Source organism: Monashia sp. HAY1-5C (assembly GCF_056755255.1).
On sequence record NZ_JBPGXG010000012.1, the window covers coordinates 1 to 18,507 of the forward strand.

17 protein-coding genes and 1 pseudogene are annotated in these 18,507 nt (G+C 73.7%); 14 read left to right on the plus strand and 4 right to left on the minus strand.

Annotated features, from left to right (window positions below; all coding sequences use genetic code 11):
- From ACR9ZK_RS03215 to ACR9ZK_RS03230, 4 genes and pseudogenes are all read left to right on the plus strand, one after another.
- A pseudogene (locus tag ACR9ZK_RS03215) lies at positions 1 to 229 on the plus strand (hypothetical protein); the annotation flags it as partial.
- A gap of 80 nt (positions 230 to 309) precedes the next feature.
- Positions 310 to 1,197 carry an AAA family ATPase gene (locus ACR9ZK_RS03220; protein ID WP_481340224.1) on the plus strand — a complete coding sequence of 296 codons (888 nt, stop codon included), beginning with the start codon at positions 310 to 312 and terminating at the stop codon, positions 1,195 to 1,197.
- Complete coding sequence (locus ACR9ZK_RS03225; protein WP_481340226.1) at positions 1,194 to 2,321, plus strand: vWA domain-containing protein; 1,128 nt, start codon at positions 1,194 to 1,196, stop codon at positions 2,319 to 2,321. Before ACR9ZK_RS03220 ends, ACR9ZK_RS03225 begins: the two co-directional genes overlap by 4 nt.
- Complete coding sequence (locus tag ACR9ZK_RS03230) at positions 2,314 to 3,516, plus strand: XdhC family protein (RefSeq protein WP_481340229.1); 1,203 nt, start codon at positions 2,314 to 2,316, stop codon at positions 3,514 to 3,516. The genes ACR9ZK_RS03225 and ACR9ZK_RS03230 overlap by 8 nt, the downstream gene beginning before the upstream one ends.
- A 4-nt stretch (positions 3,517 to 3,520) precedes the next feature.
- Here ACR9ZK_RS03230 and ACR9ZK_RS03235 read toward each other — a convergent pair whose 3' ends face one another.
- Positions 3,521 to 4,003, minus strand: coding sequence for a PaaI family thioesterase (locus ACR9ZK_RS03235; protein ID WP_481340231.1), 483 nt, complete (start codon positions 4,001 to 4,003; stop codon positions 3,521 to 3,523).
- Positions 4,004 to 4,087: 84 nt separating this feature from the next.
- Here ACR9ZK_RS03235 and ACR9ZK_RS03240 point away from each other — a divergent pair, with 84 nt between their 5' ends.
- From ACR9ZK_RS03240 to ACR9ZK_RS03250, 3 genes are all read left to right on the plus strand, one after another.
- Positions 4,088 to 4,831: a FadR/GntR family transcriptional regulator gene (locus ACR9ZK_RS03240; RefSeq protein WP_481340234.1), complete on the plus strand. Its 744-nt coding sequence runs from the start codon at positions 4,088 to 4,090 to the stop codon at positions 4,829 to 4,831.
- Positions 4,831 to 5,667, plus strand: a complete 837-nt coding sequence (locus tag ACR9ZK_RS03245; protein ID WP_481340236.1) for a sterol desaturase family protein — start codon at positions 4,831 to 4,833, stop codon at positions 5,665 to 5,667. The genes ACR9ZK_RS03240 and ACR9ZK_RS03245 overlap by 1 nt, the downstream gene beginning before the upstream one ends.
- Positions 5,668 to 5,803: 136 nt before the next feature.
- Positions 5,804 to 6,595, plus strand: a complete 792-nt coding sequence (locus ACR9ZK_RS03250) for a trypsin-like serine protease (RefSeq protein WP_481340238.1) — start codon at positions 5,804 to 5,806, stop codon at positions 6,593 to 6,595.
- Positions 6,596 to 6,714: 119 nt separating this feature from the next.
- On the opposite strand, the gene mgrA is transcribed toward ACR9ZK_RS03250, so the two are convergent.
- A complete protein-coding gene (mgrA, locus tag ACR9ZK_RS03255) occupies positions 6,715 to 7,758 on the minus strand; it encodes an L-glyceraldehyde 3-phosphate reductase (protein ID WP_481340240.1) in 1,044 nt (347 codons plus the stop codon).
- Positions 7,759 to 7,949: 191 nt separating this feature from the next.
- Here mgrA and ACR9ZK_RS03260 point away from each other — a divergent pair, with 191 nt between their 5' ends.
- The 4 genes from ACR9ZK_RS03260 to ACR9ZK_RS03275 are packed head-to-tail and all read left to right on the plus strand — an operon-like array spanning position 7,950 to position 12,576.
- Positions 7,950 to 8,432 (plus strand): (2Fe-2S)-binding protein, encoded by a 483-nt coding sequence (locus ACR9ZK_RS03260; RefSeq protein ID WP_481340242.1) that lies wholly within the window; start codon positions 7,950 to 7,952, stop codon positions 8,430 to 8,432.
- On the plus strand, positions 8,429 to 10,915 hold the full coding sequence (locus ACR9ZK_RS03265) for a xanthine dehydrogenase family protein molybdopterin-binding subunit (protein ID WP_481340244.1): 2,487 nt from the start codon (positions 8,429 to 8,431) through the stop codon (positions 10,913 to 10,915). The genes ACR9ZK_RS03260 and ACR9ZK_RS03265 overlap by 4 nt, the downstream gene beginning before the upstream one ends.
- Complete coding sequence (locus ACR9ZK_RS03270; protein ID WP_481340246.1) at positions 10,912 to 11,769, plus strand: FAD binding domain-containing protein; 858 nt, start codon at positions 10,912 to 10,914, stop codon at positions 11,767 to 11,769. Before ACR9ZK_RS03265 ends, ACR9ZK_RS03270 begins: the two co-directional genes overlap by 4 nt.
- A gap of 6 nt (positions 11,770 to 11,775) precedes the next feature.
- A complete protein-coding gene (locus tag ACR9ZK_RS03275; protein WP_481340248.1) occupies positions 11,776 to 12,576 on the plus strand; it encodes an SRPBCC family protein in 801 nt (266 codons plus the stop codon).
- Between the two features lie 177 nt (positions 12,577 to 12,753).
- Here ACR9ZK_RS03275 and ACR9ZK_RS03280 read toward each other — a convergent pair whose 3' ends face one another.
- On the minus strand, positions 12,754 to 13,722 hold the full coding sequence (locus tag ACR9ZK_RS03280) for an ornithine cyclodeaminase family protein (protein ID WP_481340250.1): 969 nt from the start codon (positions 13,720 to 13,722) through the stop codon (positions 12,754 to 12,756).
- A gap of 167 nt (positions 13,723 to 13,889) precedes the next feature.
- Here ACR9ZK_RS03280 and ACR9ZK_RS03285 point away from each other — a divergent pair, with 167 nt between their 5' ends.
- Positions 13,890 to 15,263 carry an L-serine ammonia-lyase gene (locus ACR9ZK_RS03285; RefSeq protein WP_481340252.1) on the plus strand — a complete coding sequence of 458 codons (1,374 nt, stop codon included), beginning with the start codon at positions 13,890 to 13,892 and terminating at the stop codon, positions 15,261 to 15,263.
- On the opposite strand, the gene ACR9ZK_RS03290 is transcribed toward ACR9ZK_RS03285, so the two are convergent.
- The gene (locus tag ACR9ZK_RS03290; protein WP_481340254.1) at positions 15,250 to 15,477 is read right to left on the minus strand and encodes a VOC family protein; all 228 of its coding nucleotides are present in this window, start codon (positions 15,475 to 15,477) and stop codon (positions 15,250 to 15,252) included. The genes ACR9ZK_RS03285 and ACR9ZK_RS03290 overlap by 14 nt on opposite strands.
- A gap of 101 nt (positions 15,478 to 15,578) precedes the next feature.
- Between ACR9ZK_RS03290 and ACR9ZK_RS03295 the strand changes: the two genes are divergently transcribed.
- Positions 15,579 to 16,793, plus strand: coding sequence for a molybdopterin molybdotransferase MoeA (locus ACR9ZK_RS03295; protein WP_481340256.1), 1,215 nt, complete (start codon positions 15,579 to 15,581; stop codon positions 16,791 to 16,793).
- Positions 16,790 to 18,424: an ABC-F family ATP-binding cassette domain-containing protein gene (locus ACR9ZK_RS03300; RefSeq protein ID WP_481340258.1), complete on the plus strand. Its 1,635-nt coding sequence runs from the start codon at positions 16,790 to 16,792 to the stop codon at positions 18,422 to 18,424. Before ACR9ZK_RS03295 ends, ACR9ZK_RS03300 begins: the two co-directional genes overlap by 4 nt.
- Positions 18,425 to 18,507: the final 83 nt, after the last annotated feature.

Here is an 18,507-nt window from a genome sequence, read left to right on the forward strand (position 1 = left end):
TCCGTCGTCGGCAGCGTCAGATGTGTATAAGAGACAGGTCTACGACGGCGTGCCCGGCCACCCGGCCCTCATCGGTCGCGACCACTGGGAGAGCGTCGTCGCCACCGCGGTGGGCGACCGTGGCGCGCGGGACCACTTCCGCACCCACGCGCACGAGCTCGTCGAGTGCGGCGACCTCGCGACCGGCCGCGACGCCGACACCTGGAGCGAGCTCGACGCGAGCCCCTGACGCCGTCCCCCGGCAGCTGCCGGGCCGTCGACGCCCCCGCCCCGCTTCCACCGGGGCCGCTCATCGGCGATGCTCGGGGCATGGAGCCCGCCCTCGCCAGCCCCGCCGACGTCGCGTCGGCCCTTGCCCGCACCGGCTACCTCGCCGACGAGGCGCTCTCCACCGTCACCTTCCTGGCCGGGCGGCTCTCGCGTCCGCTGCTGCTCGAGGGCGAGCCGGGCACGGGCAAGACGGCCCTCGCCGAGGCCCTCGCCGAGGCGCTCGGCCTGCGGCTGATCCGGCTGCAGTGCTACGAGGGCATCGACGCCACCCAGGCCCTCTACGACTGGGACTTCCCGCGCCAGATCCTGCACCTGCGGGCCGTCGAGGCGGTCTCGCGCGACGCGGGCGGGGACGCCCGGGCCCTGGAGGAGGAGCTCTTCGACGAGCGGTTCCTCCTCGCGCGGCCGGTCCTCGAGGCCCTGCGCTCGGCGCCCTGCGTCCTGCTCGTCGACGAGATCGACCGCGCCGACGACGAGTTCGAGGCGTTCCTGCTCGAGGTGCTCTCGACGTGGCAGGTCACCGTCCCCGAGCTCGGCACCATCGGTGCCGCCACCCCGCCGCTCGTCGTGCTCACCTCCAACCGCACCCGGGAGCTGCACGACGCGCTGAAGCGTCGCTGCCTCTACCACTGGATCGACCACCCCGGCCTGGCCCGCGAGCTCGAGATCGTGCGGTCCCGGCTGCCCGAGGTGTCCGAGGCGCTGGCGGGCCAGGTCGTGGCCGTGGTCCAGCGGCTGCGCGCGTCGGGCGAGCTCATCAAGGTGCCCGGCGTCGCCGAGACCCTCGACTGGGCCCGCGCCCTCGAGGCCGTCGGCGCCACCCGCCTCGACACCGAGGTGGCGGCTGCGACGCTCGGTGCCGCCCTGAAGTACCGCGAGGACTCCGAGCGGGTCCGCGCCGCGCTCGACAGGCTGCTCACGGCATGACCTCGGGGGCGCTCGCCGACCGGCCGGCCGAGGCGCCGCCGGACGCGTGGCTGCTCGGCTTCGCCCGGGCCCTGCGGGCGGCGGGACTGGCCGTGACCGCCGACCGCGAGCGCACCTTCCTCGTGGCGGTCGCCACGGTCGGCGTCGCGCGGCGGACGGGCGTCTACTGGGCCGGGCGGGCCACGCTGACCTCGGTGCCCGCCGACTTCCCGGTCTACGACGAGGTGTTCGAGCGCTGGTTCGGCCCGGAGGAGGTGCGCCGGGGCTCGCGCGCGGATGTCGCCCGTCCGCCGGTGCGCCGGGCGCCGCTCGGTGCCGAGACCGAGGGCGAGGACTCGTCGGCCGGCGACACGGTCCGGGCCCGCGCCAGCGACACCGAGGTGCTCCGGCACCGGGACCTCGCCACGTTGAGCGCCGCCGAGCGCGCGGCCGCGGCGCGGCTCTTCGACGCGCTCGACCCGCGGTCCCCGCGCCGGCGGGCCCGACGCCACGTGCGGGCGCGGTCGGGCACGGTGGACGGCCCGGCGACGCTGCGCGAACAGCTGCGCCGGATGGGTGAGCCGGGCCGGATCCGCCACCGGCGCAGGGGAGTCCGGGCCCGACGTGTCGTGCTGCTCGTCGACGTGTCCGGCTCGATGAGTCCCTACGCCGACAGCCTGCTACGGCTCGCGCACGCCTACGTCCGCCGCTGTGACCACGTCGAGGTGTTCACCATGGGCACCCGGCTGACGCACGTGACCCGGGCCCTGCACGAGCGCGACCCAGACCGTGCGCTCACGGCCGCGGGACGCGTCGTGCCGGACTGGTCCGGCGGCACCCGCCTGGGCGACTCCGTGGGCGCCTTCCTCGACCGGTGGGGCCGGCGCGGCATGGCCCGGGGCGCCGTCGTCGTCGTCGTCTCCGACGGCTGGGAGCGCACCGGGCCCGAGGTGCTCGGCGAGCAGATGCGCCGCCTGGCCGGGCTCGCCCATCGCGTCGTCTGGGCCAACCCGCACCGTGGCAAGGTCGGCTACGAGCCGGTGCAGCAGGGAATCGTCGCTGCCCTGCCGCACGTTGACGACTTCGTGGCGGGCCACTCGCTCGCCGCGTTCGAGGAGCTGATCGAGGTGGTGGCCCGTGCGTGAGGTGCTCCCGGACCTGATGCGCTGGTGGTCGGCCGGCGAGACCGTCGGCGTGGGCACGGTCGTGGGCACGTGGCGCTCGGCGCCGCGCCAGCCGGGCGCCTCGATGCTCGTCGGTCCCGGCGGCGAGGCCGTCGGGTCGGTGTCGGGCGGCTGCGTCGAGGGTGCCGTGTACGAGCTGGGCCAGGAGGTCGTCGCGTCCGGCACGCCCGTGCTGCAGCGCTACGGGGTCAGCGACGACGACGCCTTCGCCGTCGGCCTGACCTGTGGCGGCATCCTCGACGTCTTCGTCGAGAAGGTCTCGCGCGACACCTTCCCCGAGCTCGGCGAGGTCGCCGCCGACATCGCGGCGGGGCGCCCGGTCGCCGTCGCGACCGTCATCGAGCACCCCGACCCGTCACGGGTCGGGCGCCGCCTCGTCATCCACGCCGAGGAGGCCGAGGGGGCCGAGGGGGCCGAGGAGGCCGGGGACGCCCGTTCGACCTCGACCCTCGGCAGCGAACGCGCCGACGACGCGGTGCGCGACGACGCGCGCGGCATGCTCGCCCAGGGCACGACCGGCACGCTGACCTACGGGCCGGACGGTGAGCGTCGGGGCGAGGGCATGCGGGTCTTCGTCGCCGCGCACGCGCCCAAGCCGCGCATGCTCGTCTTCGGCGCCATCGACTTCGCCGCCGCGGTCGCCCGTGTCGGGGGGTTCCTCGGCTACCACGTCACCGTGTGCGACGCCCGACCCGTCTTCGCGACGGCGTCCCGCTTCCCCGGGGCCGACGAGGTCGTCGTCACGTGGCCGCACGACTACCTCACCGCCGAGGTCGACGCGGGGCGCGTCGACGCCCGCACGGTCATCGCGGTGCTGACCCACGACCCGAAGTTCGACGTTCCGCTGCTCGAGGTGGCGCTGCGCCTGCCCCACGTCGCCTACATCGGGGCGATGGGCTCGCGGCGCACCCACGAGGACCGGCTGGCGCGGCTGCGGGAGGCCGGCCTCACCGATGCCGAGCTGGCGCGGATGAGCTCGCCGATCGGGCTCGACCTCGGCGCGCGCACGCCCGAGGAGACCGCCGTCTCGATCGCCGCCGAGATCATCGCCCTGCGGTGGGGCGGTGGGGGCGAGCGTCTCGGCGACCTCGCCGGCCCGATCCACCACCACCATCCCGCGCACGACACGGAGCCGGACGCCGGGGCGTCGACCTGAACGTTCAGGCGCGCGGCCGCCAGCGCTTCCACAGCGCGGTGGCCTGCGCGCGCACCTTGCCGTCCCAGCGCAGCTGCACCTCGACGGTCATCTGCGGCTCGGACGCGTGGACGACCGCCGCGAACAGCTCGACGGGGTCGTGCAGCGGCGCCGGGCGCAGGTAGCGCACGTCGAGCCCGGCCGTGACGTACGACAGGTCGGCGCCGGGCAGTGGTGGCCACCCGCCGCGCTCCGCCTCGAGCATGACCGCGGCCGCGCTGTGGCAGTCGAGGACCGTGCTGATGATGCCGCCGTTGAGGTAGCCGAGGCCGTTGTCGTGCTCCGGCCACGGCGTGAACGACGCGGTGACGCCGTCGGCCGCCGCCGCGCCGAGCGGGTAGCTGCGCAGGCGCAGTCCGCGCTCGTTGGCCTGGCCGCAGCCGAAGCAGGGCAGGTCCGGGTAGAGCCGCTCCTGGATGCTGAGGATCGTGACGTCGGTGTCGGGCACGGCGCCAACCTACCGGGCGGACCGCCTCGCGAAATTGGTCCAACCTCTTGATGAGTGCGCCACTCGTCGGGCAGGGTGTCGCGCATGGACGAGCATGGATTCACCCCCGTGGCCCGACGGTCGGTCTCCGACGAGGTCTTCGCCGAGCTGCGCGATGCCGTCCTGACGCGTCGCTTCGCCCCCGGCGAGAACCTCCCGCCCGAGCGCGAGCTCGCGGCCTCCTTCGCCGTCAACCGGCACGCGGTCCGCGAGGCGCTCCAGCGCCTGCAGGCGGCCGGCTTCGTCCGCGTCGTCCACGGCGGCGGCACCCGTGTCCTCGACGTGCGCAGCAGCGCGGGCCTCGACCTGCTCGCCCACCTGGCCCGCTCGGGCGGCGCGCTCGAGCCCGGCGTCCTGCGCGACGGGCTGGAGATGCGTCGCTGCATCGGGGTCGACGCGGCACGGCTCGCGGCGCTCCGGGCGACGCCCGAGGCCCGCGGGCGCGTCACCGCGGCAGCGGCCGCCTACGACGACGCCTCGTCGACGGACGCCGACCGCGCCTTCTGGCTCGAGGTGGTCGAGGCGTCCGGCAACCTCGCGTTCCGCCTCGCGCTCAACTCGCTCATCCACGCGATCGACGCCCGGCCCGAGGTCATGGAGGCGCTGCTCGCGGCCGACCGCGCCGACCTGCTGCCGCACCGACCGCTCGGGGCGGCCATCGCGTCCGGCGACGCCGACGAGGCGGCCCGGCTCGCCGACGCCATCCTGCGCCAGGCCCTCGACGTCTGGGAGGCGCTCGGCGAGAGCGGCACGTCCCGGGTCCGTGCCGGCGCGGCCGAGGGGGCGTGATGGTCGACCTCATCCTCGCGGCGATCCCGTTCTTCGTCTTGTTCATCGTCGTCGAGGTCGCCTCGCTGTGGTTCGCGCCCGACGACGACGTCGTGGGCTACGAGGTGCGGGACACGGCCACCAGCCTCGCCATGGGTCTGGGCAGCGTCGGCGTCGGCGTCGGCTACAAGGCGGTCCAGCTCGTCGTCTACGCGGCCCTCTACGAGCTGAGCCCGCTGCGCCTGGACACGGCGCTGTGGTGGACGTGGGTCGTCATCGTCCTCGCCGAGGACCTCGCGTACTACTGGTACCACCGGGCGCACCACGAGGTGCGGATCCTCTGGGCCAGCCACGTCGTGCACCACTCGAGCCGGCGCTACAACCTCTCGACCGCGCTCCGCCAGACGTGGACGCCGTTCGGTGGCGTGCCGTTCTGGGCGCCGCTCGCGATCCTCGGGGTGCCTCCCTGGGCCATCTTCCTGCAGCAGTCCGTCTCGCTGGTCTACCAGTTCTTCCTCCACACCGAGCGCGTCGGGACCCTCTGGCGCCCGGTGGAGCTCGTCCTCAACACGCCGTCGCACCACCGCGTCCACCACGGGACGAACGACGCGTACCTCGACCGCAACTACGGCGGCATCCTCATCGTCTGGGACCGGCTCTTCGGCACCTTCGAGCCCGAGGGCGAGCGCGTCCTCTACGGCTTGACCACGCAGCTGCGCACGTACAACCCCCTCGTCGTCGCGACGCACGAGTACGCGTCGATCTGGTCGGACGTACGGGCCGCCGCCTCGTGGCGCGACCGCGTCGGGTACCTGCTCCGCGGCCCGGGCTGGCGGCCGCGCGGCGGCGTCGCCTGACGGCGGGCTCCCACCGAACTCCCGGGAAACTCTCGGGAACGACGAGACGCGGACGCCCGGGCTGGCCTACGGTGGCGGCATCCCTCGGGGGGACGCGCCGCTCGCCGCGGCGTGCCAGCCCTCGAAAGGTCAGCTCATGAAGAAGCTCTGGCTCGCGCTCGTCGCGACCCTCGCGCTCGTCTCCGGGGCAGCGGCCCCGGCCGCCGCCATCACCGACGGGGCGCTCGACGGGGACGCCCACCCGTTCGTCGGGCTCATGGTCGCCCAGGACGCCAAGGGCAACCCGCTCTGGCGCTGCTCCGGCACGCTGCTCAGCCCGACGGTGTACCTCACCGCCGGGCACTGCACCGAGGCGCCTGCCGCCCACGTCGAGATCTGGTTCCAGTCCGACGTCGAGAATGGCCGCCCGCAGAACGGCTACCCGACGACAGGACAGGTCGGCGGCACGCCGTACACGCACCCCGACTTCGACACCGACGCCTTCTACCTGCACGACGTCGGCGTCGTCGTCCTCGACGAGCCGATGGCGATGCCGGCCTACGGTTCCCTGCCGTCGAGCAACCAGCTCGACGCGCTCAAGCCGCGCCGCTCGACGACGTTCACGGCCGTGGGCTACGGCCTGCAGCAGTCGTTCCCGGACGCCGCGTCGTGGAAGGAGCAGGCCCTGCGCATCCGCATGGTGGCGCACCCGTACCTGCTCCAGGTCAACACCGGGTTCACCGGCCCGCAGTCGCTGCTGCTGTCGAACAACGCGAGCTCGGGCGGCACGTGCTTCGGTGACTCGGGCGGGCCGAACTTCCTCGGCAGCTCGAACGTCGTCGCGGCCGTGACCTCGTTCGGGATCAACTCGACGTGCGGTGGCACGGGCGGCGTCTTCCGCGTCGACCGGCCCGACGTCCTCGCGTTCGTCGGCAGCTTCCTCGACTGAGCGGAGGCGGAGCGCCTCGGCCCGACCGACGACCGTTGATCCACCGTCCTCGCCGCACCCGCGTGTCGACGCGGCATGTCGGAACGGTTCGGTGACCAACGGTCGTCGGTGGGCTCGGGTCAGTGGGCGCTGGAGGTCTTCCAGAGGTTGATGCCGCCCTCGACGGCGTGCTCGTCGATGCGGCGCAGCTCGTCGTCGGTGAAGGTCAGGTTGTCGAGGCAGCCGAGGCTGTTCTCCAGCTGGCGCACCGACGAGGCGCCGACGAGCACCGAGGTGACCCGATCGTCGCGCAGCACCCAGGCCAGCGCCAGCTGCGCCAGTGACTGGCCCCGCTCCTTCGCCATGTCGTTCAGGGCGCGGACGTGCTTGAGGTTCTGCTCGGTCAGCAGGTCGGTCGACAGCGACTTGCCCTGCGAGGCGCGCGAGCCCTCGGGGACGCCGTCGAGGTACCGGTCGGTGAGCATCCCCTGCGCGAGCGGGCTGAACGCGATGCACCCGACACCCTCCTCGCCGAGGACGTCGAGCAGGTCCTCCTCCACCCAGCGGTTGAGCATCGAGTAGCTCGGCTGGTGGATGAGCAGCGGCGTGCCGAGGGAGCGCAGGATCTCGACGGCCTCCCGCGTGCGCGCCCCCGAGTAGCTCGAGATGCCGACGTAGAGGGCCTTGCCCTGGCGCACCGCGGTGTCGAGCGCGCCCATGGTCTCCTCCAGCGGCGTCGTGTCGTCGAAGCGGTGGCTGTAGAAGATGTCGACGTGGTCCAGGCCCATCCGCTGCAGCGACTGGTCGAGCGACGCGAGGACGTACTTGCGGCTGCCGCCGCCCTGGCCGTAGGGGCCCGGCCACATGTCGTAGCCGGCCTTGCTGCTGATGACGAGCTCGTCGCGGTAGCGCCTGAAGTCCTGGGCGAAGATCGTGCCGAAGTTGCGCTCGGCGCTGCCGTAGGGCGGACCGTAGTTGTTCGCGAGGTCGAAGTGGGTGACGCCGAGGTCGAAGGCCCGGCGCAGCGTCGCGCGCTGGTTCTCGAGCGGCACGTCGTCGCCGAAGTTGTGCCAGAGGCCGAGCGAGACGGCCGGCAGGTCGAGGCCGGAGCGGCCGGTCCGGCGGTAGGTCATCGAGTCGTAGCGCGAGGGGAGCGCCTGGTAGTCGTCGGCGTGGAACGTCATGGGCGACAGTCTGCCCCGCGGGGCAGGCGCCGACGAGGCCGCGTCCCGGTCCGGCGGCCGGGTCTGCGTCCGGCGCCCGCCTCGTCCGGAGTCCGTCCGGCGTCCGTGGCGACAGCCCCTTGTGCGCGAACCGCTTGTGGCAAAGACTCACCGTGGGAAGTCAACTGCAGCGCGGCAGGAGGACACAGCGAATGACCCGTATCACCGTGAACGTCGACGGGGTCGAGTACTCCGACGACGTCGAGCCCCGGACCCTCTTGGTCCACTACCTGCGCGAGACGCTCGGCAAGACCGGGACCGTCATCGGGTGCGACACGAGCAACTGCGGCGCGTGCACCGTCCACCTCGACGGCACGAGCGTCAAGTCGTGCAACGTCCTCGCCGTGCAGGCGGACGGCCACGAGGTCACCACCATCGAGGGGCTCGCCACCGACGGCGAGCTCCACCCCGTCCAGAAGGCCTTCCACGAGTGCCACGCGCTCCAGTGCGGCTACTGCACCCCGGGCATGATCATGCAGGCCTGCGACGTGCTCAAGGACAACCCCGACCCGAGCGAGCAGGAGATCCGCGAGGGCCTCGAGGGCAACCTGTGCCGCTGCACGGGCTACCACAACATCGTCAAGGCCGTGCAGCAGGCGGCCAGGGACCTCAGCTCGCAGGCGGTGTCCTCATGACGATCACCGAGGACCGGCCCACCGAGGCGGGCGGCGAGATCGGCAGGGCCCGACGCCGCAAGGAGGACCAGCGCCTCATCACCGGCCGCACCCGCTGGACCGACAACATCCAGCTGCCCGGCATGCTCCACCTCGCCATGGTGCGCAGCCCCTTCGCGCACGCCCGGATCACCGCCATCGACACGGCCGCTGCCAAGGCGGCCCCGGGCGTCGTCGCCGTCGTCACGGGCGCCGACGTCGAGGGCAAGCAGGGCCTCGTCGCCACGGCGTGGCCGCTCAACGCCGAGCAGAAGACCCCGGACCACCTGCCGATCGTCGTCGAGCACGTCGCGTGCTCCGGCGAGATCGTCGCGGTCGTCGTCGCGCGCTCCGCGGCGGCCGCCCGCGACGCCGTCGAGCTCGTCGACGTCGACTACGAGGAGCTGCCGGCGGTCCTCGACCTCAAGGAGGCCGCGAAGGACGAGGTCCTCGCCCACCCCGACCTCGGCACCAACACGAGCGCCGTCTGGACGCTCGACTCGGCGGCCCAGGGTTCGGGCGGCGACGTCGAGGAGGCCATCGCGAAGGCGCGCGAGGGCGGCATCCTCATCGAGCGGGAGTACCGCCAGCAGCGGCTGCTGCCTGCCTTCATGGAGCCGCGTTCGACCGTCTGCGACCCGACCGGCGAGCAGCTGACCGTGTGGACCTCGACGCAGGTGCCGCACATCCTCAAGTTCCTCGTCGCGGCCACCACCGGCGTGCCCGAGTCCAAGGTGCGTGTCATCGCGCCCGACGTCGGCGGCGGCTTCGGCGGCAAGCTGCAGACGACGCCGGAGGAGTTCGCGACCATCGCCGTCGCCCGGCTCGTCGGCAAGCCGTGCAAGTACACCGAGACCCGCTCCGAGTCGCTGCTGTCGGGCCACCACGGGCGCGACCAGTGGCAGAAGCTGACCCTCGCCGCCGAGAAGGACGGCACCGTCACCGGGCTCAAGGTCGAGCTGCTGGCCGACCTCGGCGCCTACGTCGGCCTCGTGGGCGGTGGCGTGCCGGTGCTCGGCGCGTGGATGTTCAACTCGATCTACAAGTTCGCCGCCTACCACTTCACCGTCCGCACGCTGCTGACGAACAAGACGTGGGTCGACGCGTACCGCGGCGCGGGACGCCCGGAGGCGACGTACGCCATCGAGCGGCTCATGGACGAGCTCGCCGTCGAGGTCGGCGTCGACCCGCTCGAGATCCGCGAGAAGAACTGGATCACGCACGAGGAGTTCCCGTTCACGACCGTGGCGGGCATGACGTACGACTCCGGCAACTACGAGGCCGCGACGGCCAAGGCCAAGGAGCTCTTCGGCTACGACGAGCTGCGCGCCGAGCAGAAGCGGCGCCGTGAGTCCGGCGACCCGGTTCAGCTGGGCATCGGCATCTCGACGTTCACCGAGATGTGTGGCCTGGCGCCCTCGCGCATCCTCGGCGCGCTCAACTACGCCGCGGGCGGCTGGGAGTCGGCGAGCATCCGGATGCTCGCCACCGGCAAGGTCGAGGTCCTCACCGGTACCTCGCCGCACGGCCAGGGGCACGAGACGGCGTGGAGCCAGATCGTCGCCGACCGCCTCGGCGTGCCGTTCGAGGACGTCGAGGTGCTCCACGGCGACACCCAGATCGCCCCCAAGGGCATGGACACCTACGGGTCGCGCTCGCTCGTCGTCGGGGCCGAGGCCGTCGTCCGGGCCGCCGACAAGGTCATCGAGAAGGCGAAGCCGATCGCGGCGCACCTGCTCGAGGCGAGTGTCGACGACATCGAGTTCACCGGTGGTCGCTTCGGGGTCAAGGGCACCGACAAGGGGATCGGGATGGCCGACGTCGCGCTCGCGACGTGGACCGGCCACAACCTGCCCGACGGTGTCGAGCCGAGCATCGACGCGGACGCGACCTTCGACCCCGAGAACTTCTCGTTCCCGCACGGCACCCACCTGTGCGCCATGGAGGTCGACACCGAGACGGGCGCCACGACGATGCGCAAGTACGTGTGCGTCGACGACATCGGCACCATCATCAACCCGCTCATCGTCGAGGGCCAGGTGCACGGCGGCCTCGTCCAGGGCATCTCGCAGGCTCTGTGGGAGGGCGCCGAGTACGACGACCAGGGCACGCTCGTCACGGGCTCCTTCGTCGACTACACGCTGCCCACGACGGCCGACACGATCAGCTTCGTCACCGACCACACCACCTCGCCCTCCACGTACACCAAGCTCGGCACCAAGGGGGTGGGTGAGGCCGGAGCCATCGCGTCGACGCCGGCCGTCGTCAACGCCATCGTCGACGCCGTGCGCCACCTCGGCGTCGACGACCTCGTCATGCCGTGCACCCCCCAGCGGGTGTGGAAGGCCATCCAGGCGGGGGCAGCCGTCACGACCGAGGGCGACCGCGACGCCCAACCCCACTTCGACGAGGGAGCGCCGAACGCCGACCCGGCCGCCGGCCTCGGTGAAGGGAGCGACCAGTGATCCCCGCATCGTTCGACTACCTCGCCCCGTCGAGCGTCGAGGAGGCCGTCGCCGCGCTCGCCGAGCACGGCGACGAGGCCAAGGTCCTCGCCGGCGGGCAGTCCCTGCTGCCGATCCTGCGGATGCGGCTCAACGCCCCCGGCGTCGTCGTCGACCTCGGCCGCATCGCCGAGCTGCGCGGCATCTCCGAGGACGGCGACCACGTCGTCATCGGCGCCATGACGCCGTACGCCGAGGTGCTCGCGTCCGAGGCGGTGTCGACCCACGCGGCCCTGCTGTCCAAGGCGATCGCCACGGTGGCCGACCCCCAGATCCGCCACCGCGGCACGGTCGGCGGCGCCCTCGTGCACGCCGACCCGGCCGGCGACGTCGGGGCGCCGGCGCTCGCGCTCGCGGCCCAGATGGTCATCGCCGGGGAGGGCGGCAGCACCCGCACGGTCGCGGCCGACGACTTCTTCGAGGACCTCTTCACCACGGCCGTCGGCGACGGCGAGCTGCTGACCCAGATCCGCATCCCGAAGCACACCGGGTGGGGGGCGCACTACGAGAAGTTCGTGCGGGTCAGCCACCAGTGGTCGATCGTCGGGGTCGCGGCGGCGGTCCGGACCGACGGCGGCTCGATCGCCGAGGCCCGCGTCGGCCTGACGAACATGGGCTCGACGCCGTTGCGCGCCAGGGCGGTCGAGCAGGCGCTCGTCGGCAAGCAGGCCACCGACGAGGCGGTCCGCGAGGCCGTGGCGTCCGTCGCCGAGGGCACCGACCCGCCCTCGGACCTCAACGGCGACGCCGACTACCGGCGGCACCTGGCGACGGTCCTGACGCGCCGGGCCGTCCTCGCCGCGGCGGGGGCGTGATCGCCGGTGGAGCTGACCCATTCCTTCACGGTGCCGACCTCGGTCGAGGACGCGTGGGCCCTGTTCATGGACCTCGAGCGCGTCGGCGGCTGCTTCCCCGGTGCCACGGTCACCGACACGACGCACGACACCTTCTCGGGCACGGTCAAGGTCAAGCTCGGGCCCATCGCCCTCGTGTACTCCGGGTCGGGGTCGATCGTGCAACGCGACGACCTCGTGCACCACGCGGTCATCGAGGCCAAGGGCAAGGACAAGCGGGGCAACGGAACGGCCGGGGCCACGGTGACGATCACCCTGCGCCCCGACCTCGACGGCACCCGGGCGGACGTCGTCACCGACCTCGCCGTGACCGGCAAGCCGGCGCAGTTCGGCCGGGGGGTCATGCAGGACGTCTCCGACAAGCTGCTCCAGGCCTTCGTCGCGTGCATCGAGAAGCAGCTCGGCGGCGCGGGTACGGAGCAGGCCGACGCGACAGGGGCGCCGGTGACGGCCGGGGCCTCGGCGTCGTCGGGGGCCTCGGCGTCCTCCGGGGCGTCGGAGGCGTCCGGTGCGTCTGGGGCCTCTGGGGCGTCGGAGGCATCGAGGGCGTCACAGCCGTCGGGTGCGTCGCAGACGTCGGAGCCGGCCAAGGGCGTCACCTCGGCCGACGCCGCGCCCGAGGCGTCGACGGCGCGGGCAGGTGGCCAGGACGCGCTCGACCTCGGCACCGCGGTCCTGCCCGTCCTCGTGCAGCGCTACGCGCCGTACGCGGGGGCGGCGCTCGTCGGCGCCCTCGTCGGCTGGCTCATCGGCCGGCGCGGCGACTGACCAGGGCCCACGCACGACACGAGGGCCCATCCGCATCCGGTGGATGGGCCCTCGTCCGTCGCCCGGCCGCTGCTCGACGCCGGGTGACGGGCCAGTAGTGGCGCGGAGGCCATCGTCGCTCGGAACGGCGGCGGCGTCGCAGGAATTGCGCCGAACCCGCGGGCGCGCAACACGGGGTCAGTCCCGGCTCCGCGCGGCGTGCTCGGCGACGACGAGGTCCTGCCACGCCATGCCGACGCTCTTGAAGACGGTGGGCCGGTCGGTCACCCGCTCGACCCGGCCGAGGACGACGTCCCGGAGGTCACGCACGTCCCCCCAGGCGAGGTGGCCCTGCGCCGCGGCGAGGATGACGTCCCCCGCCTCACGGCGGGCCGTGGCGACGTCCTCGACGACGACGAGGGAGCGCCCGAGGAGCCGGCCCGGCAGCTCACGCCGATGTGCCTCGTGGGAGCCGATGGCCACGACGCAGGTGCCGTCGGTGACCCACGCGTCCTCGAGGACCGGGGTCGCGGACGACGTCGCGGTGACGACGACCTGCGCCTCGCGGACGGCCTGCTCGACCTCGTGGTCGTCGGCCGTCAGGGCTCGCGTCCCGAGGTGGGTGCTCGTGCCGAGACCCGACAGCCGCTGGGCCGTGGCCCGGGCGGCGTCGCGTCGGCGTCCGACGACGGTCACCGACGACGGACGCCGGATGGCGAGCAGCGCCTCGGCATGCCCGAGCGCCTGGGGTCCGCTGCCGAAGATGACGACGGACTCGACCTCCGGCGCGGACAGCGCGTCGACCGCGACCGCCGACACCGCGGGTGTGCGCAGCGAGGTGATCGCCGCGCCGTCGAGGAGTGCGCTCGGCGTCAACGTCTCGCCGTCCATGAGCACGTACACGGCCTGGATGCGCTCGAGCCCGCGGGCGCCGTTGCCCGGCGCGACCGACAGCACCTTGACGCCCGCGGCGGTGCGGCTGGCCGAGGGCATGACGAGCAGCTGTCCCGCGTCGGTGCCGAGGGCCTGGCGGGGCGGGTCGACGGCCGGGTCGAGGCCGTCGACGAGCGCCTGCCGGAGCAGGCGGCGGGCCCGGTCCGGCGAGAGCGCCCGGCGCACGGCCGAGGCGTCGACCCAGCGCGGCTGCGCTGGCGTGGGGTGCGGCACGGCTCGAATCTAGGTCACCCGCGGGCCGTCCGCGCGGCAGGGCAGCGGCGCCGCTCGGAGGGGCCGCGTCGAGGCGTGTGCGTCCGGCCAGCGGGTGGACGTAGAGTCGAGCGGTCACCCACCACCCCGGGTGGCAGACGTCAACGACGACACGAAGTCAGGACAGCATGGCGCTCAGCGTTTTCGACCTCTTCTCGATCGGCATCGGGCCGTCGAGCTCACACACCGTCGGGCCCATGCGGGCCGCCGCGCTGTTCGCCGAGGGGCTGCGCGAGGAGGGACGCCTGGGGGAGGTCGCGCGCGTGCGGTCCGAGCTGTTCGGGTCCCTCGGCGCCACCGGCCACGGGCACGGGAGCGACAAGGCGGTCCTGCTCGGCCTCACGGGCGAGCGGCCGGAGTCGTGCGACCCGCGGGCCGTCGAGGGTCGCCTGGCCGACATCCGGTCGCGCCGGCGCCTCAGCCTCCTCGGTGAGCACGAGATCGACCTCGTGGAGGACGAGGACCTCGTGCTGCACCGGCGCAAGGCCCTCCCGCTGCACCCGAACGGCATGACGTTCACCGCGCTCGACGGGTCCGGCGAGGTCGTCGCCTCGCACACGTACTACTCGGTCGGCGGCGGGTTCGTCGTCGGCGAGGACGCCGACGGGTCCTCGAAGATCGTCGAGGACTCGACGCCGGTCGCGCACCCGTTCCGGACCGCCGACGAGCTGCTCGCGCACTGCCGCGAGACGGGCAAGTCGATCGCCCGGATCATGCTCGAGAACGAGCTGTCGTGGCGCACCGAGGAGCAGGTCCGCGAGCGGCTCCTCGAGATCTGGGCCGTCATGAAGGAGTGCGTCCGCAACGGCATCGAGACCGAGGGCGTGCTCCCCGGCGGCCTGCGCGTGCGGCGTCGCGCCCCCGAGCTCGCCCGGCGGCTGCGGGTCGAGGGCAGCACCGACGACCCGCTGCGCGGCATGGACTGGATCACCCTCTACGCCCTCGCCGTCAACGAGGAGAACGCCTCGGGCGGACGCGTCGTCACCGCCCCGACCAACGGTGCCGCCGGCATCATCCCGGCCGTCCTGCACTACTACGCCAACTTCGTGCCGGGCGCCAACCGCGACGGCATCGTCCGGTTCCTGCTGACGGCCGGCGCCATCGGCGTCATCTACAAGGAGACCGCCTCGATCTCCGGCGCCGAGGTGGGCTGCCAGGGCGAGGTCGGCTCCGCGTGCTCGATGGCGGCCGGGGCCATGGCCGCCGTCATGGGCGGCACCCCCGAGCAGGTCGAGAACGCAGCCGAGATCGGCATGGAGCACAACCTCGGCCTGACCTGCGACCCGGTCGGCGGGCTGGTCCAGATCCCGTGCATCGAGCGCAACGCCATCGCCTCGGTCAAGGCCATCACGGCGGCCCGCACGGCGCTGCGCGGCGACGGCTCCCACGTCGTCAGCCTCGACAAGGTCATCAAGACGATGCGTGAGACCGGCCGCGACATGAAGGTGAAGTACAAGGAGACCGCCCGTGGTGGCCTCGCCGTCAACGTCATCGAGTGCTGACGCGTCGGGTGCGCTCGGGAGTGAAGTCGGGGCGGGTGGCGTCGAGCGCGATCCCTGGGCCGTCCTGCACGGGGATGTCGAGGATCGTGCCGTCGTGCGACGCGGCGTCCGGCTCGACGCCGAGCACCTCGCCGTACCAGCGCGCGGAGCGCGCCAGGTCGCGGACCGGGACGACGGCCTGGCCGACGTGCCGCCGGATGGGTGCGGAAGGCATCCACCGACCGTAACGAGCCACCGGCGCAGACCCGGCCGCGGTGTCCGCCCGCGGTGCGGCAGACTTGCCGCGTGCCGAGCGACCACCCACACCACGTCTCCGTGGCTGAGCACGGCGCCGCAGTGGCGGAGCTGCTCGGTGTCGCGCCCGTGGAGCGCGTCGCGCTCGACCACCGTGCGCGCGGCCGGTACCTCGCGGCCGACCTCCTCGCCCGCGACGACCTCCCGCGCTTCGACAACAGCGCCATGGACGGCTACGCGGTGCACCTGACCGCCGACCTGGCCACCGACCTGACCGACGACCCGGATGACGCGCCCACCGCCACCCTTCCCGTCGTCGGCGACGTCGCCGCCGGTGACGCGCCGACGTTCAGCCTCGGCCCGGGCCAGGCCGCGCGGGTCATGACCGGCGCCCGGCTGCCGGAGGGGACCCGGGCGGTCGTTCCGGTCGAGCGCACCGACGCCGCCCGCACCGGTCCGGCGCCGGCGTCGGTCACCGTCACCGGACCGGTCGAGCCCGGCCAGCACGTCCGCCTGCGCGGCGAGGACCTGTGCGCCGGCGGCGTCGTCGCGGTGGCCGGCGCCGTCCTGACGCCGGGGGTGATCGCGCTCGCCCGCTCCGCCGGTTGCGTCCACGCCGAGGTCCACGGGCGCACCCGGGTCGCCGTCGTCGCCACCGGGGCCGAGCTGACCGACCCCGGCCTCGACCCCGGTCCGGGAGGCATCCACGAGTCGAACTCCGACATGGTCGCCGCCCTCCTCGAGGCCGCCGGCGCCACCCTCGCCCGGATCGACACCTGCCCCGACGAGCCGGCCGTGCTCCGCGGGCTGCTCGAGCAGCTCGACGCGTCACCGACCGTCGACCTCGTCGTGACGACCGGCGGCGTCAGCGCGGGGGCGCACGAGGTCGTCCGGCAGGTGTGCGAGCCCGTCGACGGCTTCCGCTTCGTCCACCTCGCGCTCCAGCCCGGCGGGCCGCAGGGCCTCGGGCGCTGGGGCTCCACGCCGGTCGTCTGCCTGCCCGGCACGCCGACCGGCGCGTTCGTCGCCTTCCATGTGCTGGTCCGGCCCGCGCTCGACGCCCGGCACGGTGCGCCGCCGCGCGTGCCGGTCAGCGCGACGTACCGGGGGCCCCGCCGGCGCACCCGAGCGGGACGACTCCAGCTGCTGACGAGCGTCCTGTCGCCCGACGGCACGGTGCGTGCGCCCGACGCGCGTCACCTCACGGCGCTCGCGGCGGCCAACTGCCTCGTCGAGGTGCCCGAGCCGGTCGACGAGCTCATCGACGGCGACGTCGTCACGGTGCACCCGCTGTGACCGCGACCCTCGTCGCCAAGGACCTCGCCGGCGGCCACGCGCACCGCACCCTCTTCGAGCACCTCGACCTGACCGTCGCGCCCGGAGACGTCGTCGGTGTCGTCGGCCCCAACGGCGCCGGCAAGTCGACGCTGCTGCGCCTGCTCGCCGGTGTGGACGTGCCGCTCGCCGGGAGCGTCACGACCGCGCCGGCCGACGCGTTCGTCGGCTGGCTGCCCCAGGAGCACGAGCGCGTGACCGGTGAGACGGTGGCCGGCCACGTGGCGCGCCGCACCGGCGCGGCAGCGGCGACCGCGGAGATGGAGCAGGCCGCGTCGGAGCTGGGCACGGACCCGGCCGCCGACGACCGGTACGCGGTCGCCCTCGAGCACTGGCTGGCCAGCGGCGCACCGGACCTCGAGGACCGGCTGCCGGCCGTCCTCGCCGAGCTCGGCCTCGACGTCGGCACCGACGCCCCGATGACGTCGCTGTCCGGCGGCCAGGCGGCTCGCGTCGCGCTCGCCGCGCTCCTGCTCAGCCGGTTCGACATCGTGCTGCTCGACGAGCCCACGAACGACCTCGACCTCGCGGGGCTGGACCGGCTCGAGGCGTTCGTCGCCGGCCAGCGTCGCGGCATCGTCGTCGTGTCCCACGACCGGGAGTTCCTCGCCCGGTGCGTCACCCGGGTCGTCGAGCTCGACCTGCACCAGAACGCCGTCCACGTCCACGACGGCGGCTACGAGTCCTACCTCGACGAGCGTGAGCGCGCACGGCGGCACGCGCGCGAGGCCTACGACGAGTACGCCGGCACGAAGGCCGGGCTCGAGGCGCGCGCCCGTACGGTGCGCGAGTGGTCGTCCAAGGGCGTGCGCAACGCGATGCGCAAGAGCCCCGACAACGACAAGGTCCGTCGCGCCGCCCAGCAGGACTCCGCCGAGAAGCAGGCCCGCAAGGTGCGCCAGATGGAGTCGCGGATCGCCCGGCTCGACGAGGTCGCCGAGCCGCGCAAGGAGTGGGTGCTGAACTTCGGCATCGCCGCCGCGCCGCGGTCGAGCAGCGTCGTGTCGACGCTCGACGGAGCCCTCGTGCGCCGAGGTGACTGGACGCTCGGGCCGGCGTCCCTGCAGGTCGAGGCGCGCCGACGTATCGGCATCACCGGCCCGAACGGTGCCGGCAAGACGACCCTGCTGTCACTGCTCCTCGGCCGGGTCGCCCCCGACGAGGGTCGGGCCTCGCTCGGGGCCAGCGTCGCGGTCGGAGAGATCGACCAGGGCCGAACCGGCCTGCGCGAGGACCTTCCGCTCGGTGACGCGTTCGGCGACGCGCTGCCCGACCTCGCACCCGCCGACGCGCGGACGCTGCTCGCGAAGTTCGGGCTCAAGGCCGACCACGTCGCCAGCCGGGTCGGGCGCCTGTCGCCCGGTGAGCGCACCCGCGCCGCGATGGCGCTGCTGCAGGCCCGCGGCGTCAACCTCCTCGTCCTCGACGAGCCGACCAACCACCTCGACCTGCCGGCCATCGAGCAGCTCGAGGAGGCGCTCGAGTCCTACGACGGCGCGCTGCTGCTCGTCAGCCACGACCGTCGCCTGCTCGAGAACGTCCGTCTCGACGAGCGCTGGCACGTCGAGCACGGTCGCGTCACCCGCCTCTGACGCGACGACGCGCCAGATGGCGTCCTGTCGTGGCGATCGGCGGCGACGCGCCGCAACAGGGCGCCACGTGGTGCCTCGACGTG

What these genes read in the sequence shown, in the direction of transcription:
- ACR9ZK_RS03220 (WP_481340224.1), top strand. Translation starts at nt 310, where the DNA reads ATGGAGCCCGCCCTCGCCAGCCCCGCCGACGTCGCGTCGGCCCTTGCC.
- ACR9ZK_RS03225 (WP_481340226.1), top strand. Translation starts at nt 1,194, where the DNA reads ATGACCTCGGGGGCGCTCGCCGACCGGCCGGCCGAGGCGCCGCCGGAC.
- ACR9ZK_RS03240 (WP_481340234.1), top strand. Translation starts at nt 4,088, where the DNA reads ATGGACGAGCATGGATTCACCCCCGTGGCCCGACGGTCGGTCTCCGAC.
- ACR9ZK_RS03245 (WP_481340236.1), top strand. Translation starts at nt 4,831, where the DNA reads ATGGTCGACCTCATCCTCGCGGCGATCCCGTTCTTCGTCTTGTTCATC.
- ACR9ZK_RS03250 (WP_481340238.1), top strand. Translation starts at nt 5,804, where the DNA reads ATGAAGAAGCTCTGGCTCGCGCTCGTCGCGACCCTCGCGCTCGTCTCC.
- mgrA (WP_481340240.1), bottom strand. Translation starts at nt 7,758, where the DNA reads ATGACGTTCCACGCCGACGACTACCAGGCGCTCCCCTCGCGCTACGAC.
- ACR9ZK_RS03260 (WP_481340242.1), top strand. Translation starts at nt 7,950, where the DNA reads ATGACCCGTATCACCGTGAACGTCGACGGGGTCGAGTACTCCGACGAC.
- ACR9ZK_RS03265 (WP_481340244.1), top strand. Translation starts at nt 8,429, where the DNA reads ATGACGATCACCGAGGACCGGCCCACCGAGGCGGGCGGCGAGATCGGC.
- ACR9ZK_RS03285 (WP_481340252.1), top strand. Translation starts at nt 13,890, where the DNA reads ATGGCGCTCAGCGTTTTCGACCTCTTCTCGATCGGCATCGGGCCGTCG.
- ACR9ZK_RS03290 (WP_481340254.1), bottom strand. Translation starts at nt 15,477, where the DNA reads ATGCCTTCCGCACCCATCCGGCGGCACGTCGGCCAGGCCGTCGTCCCG.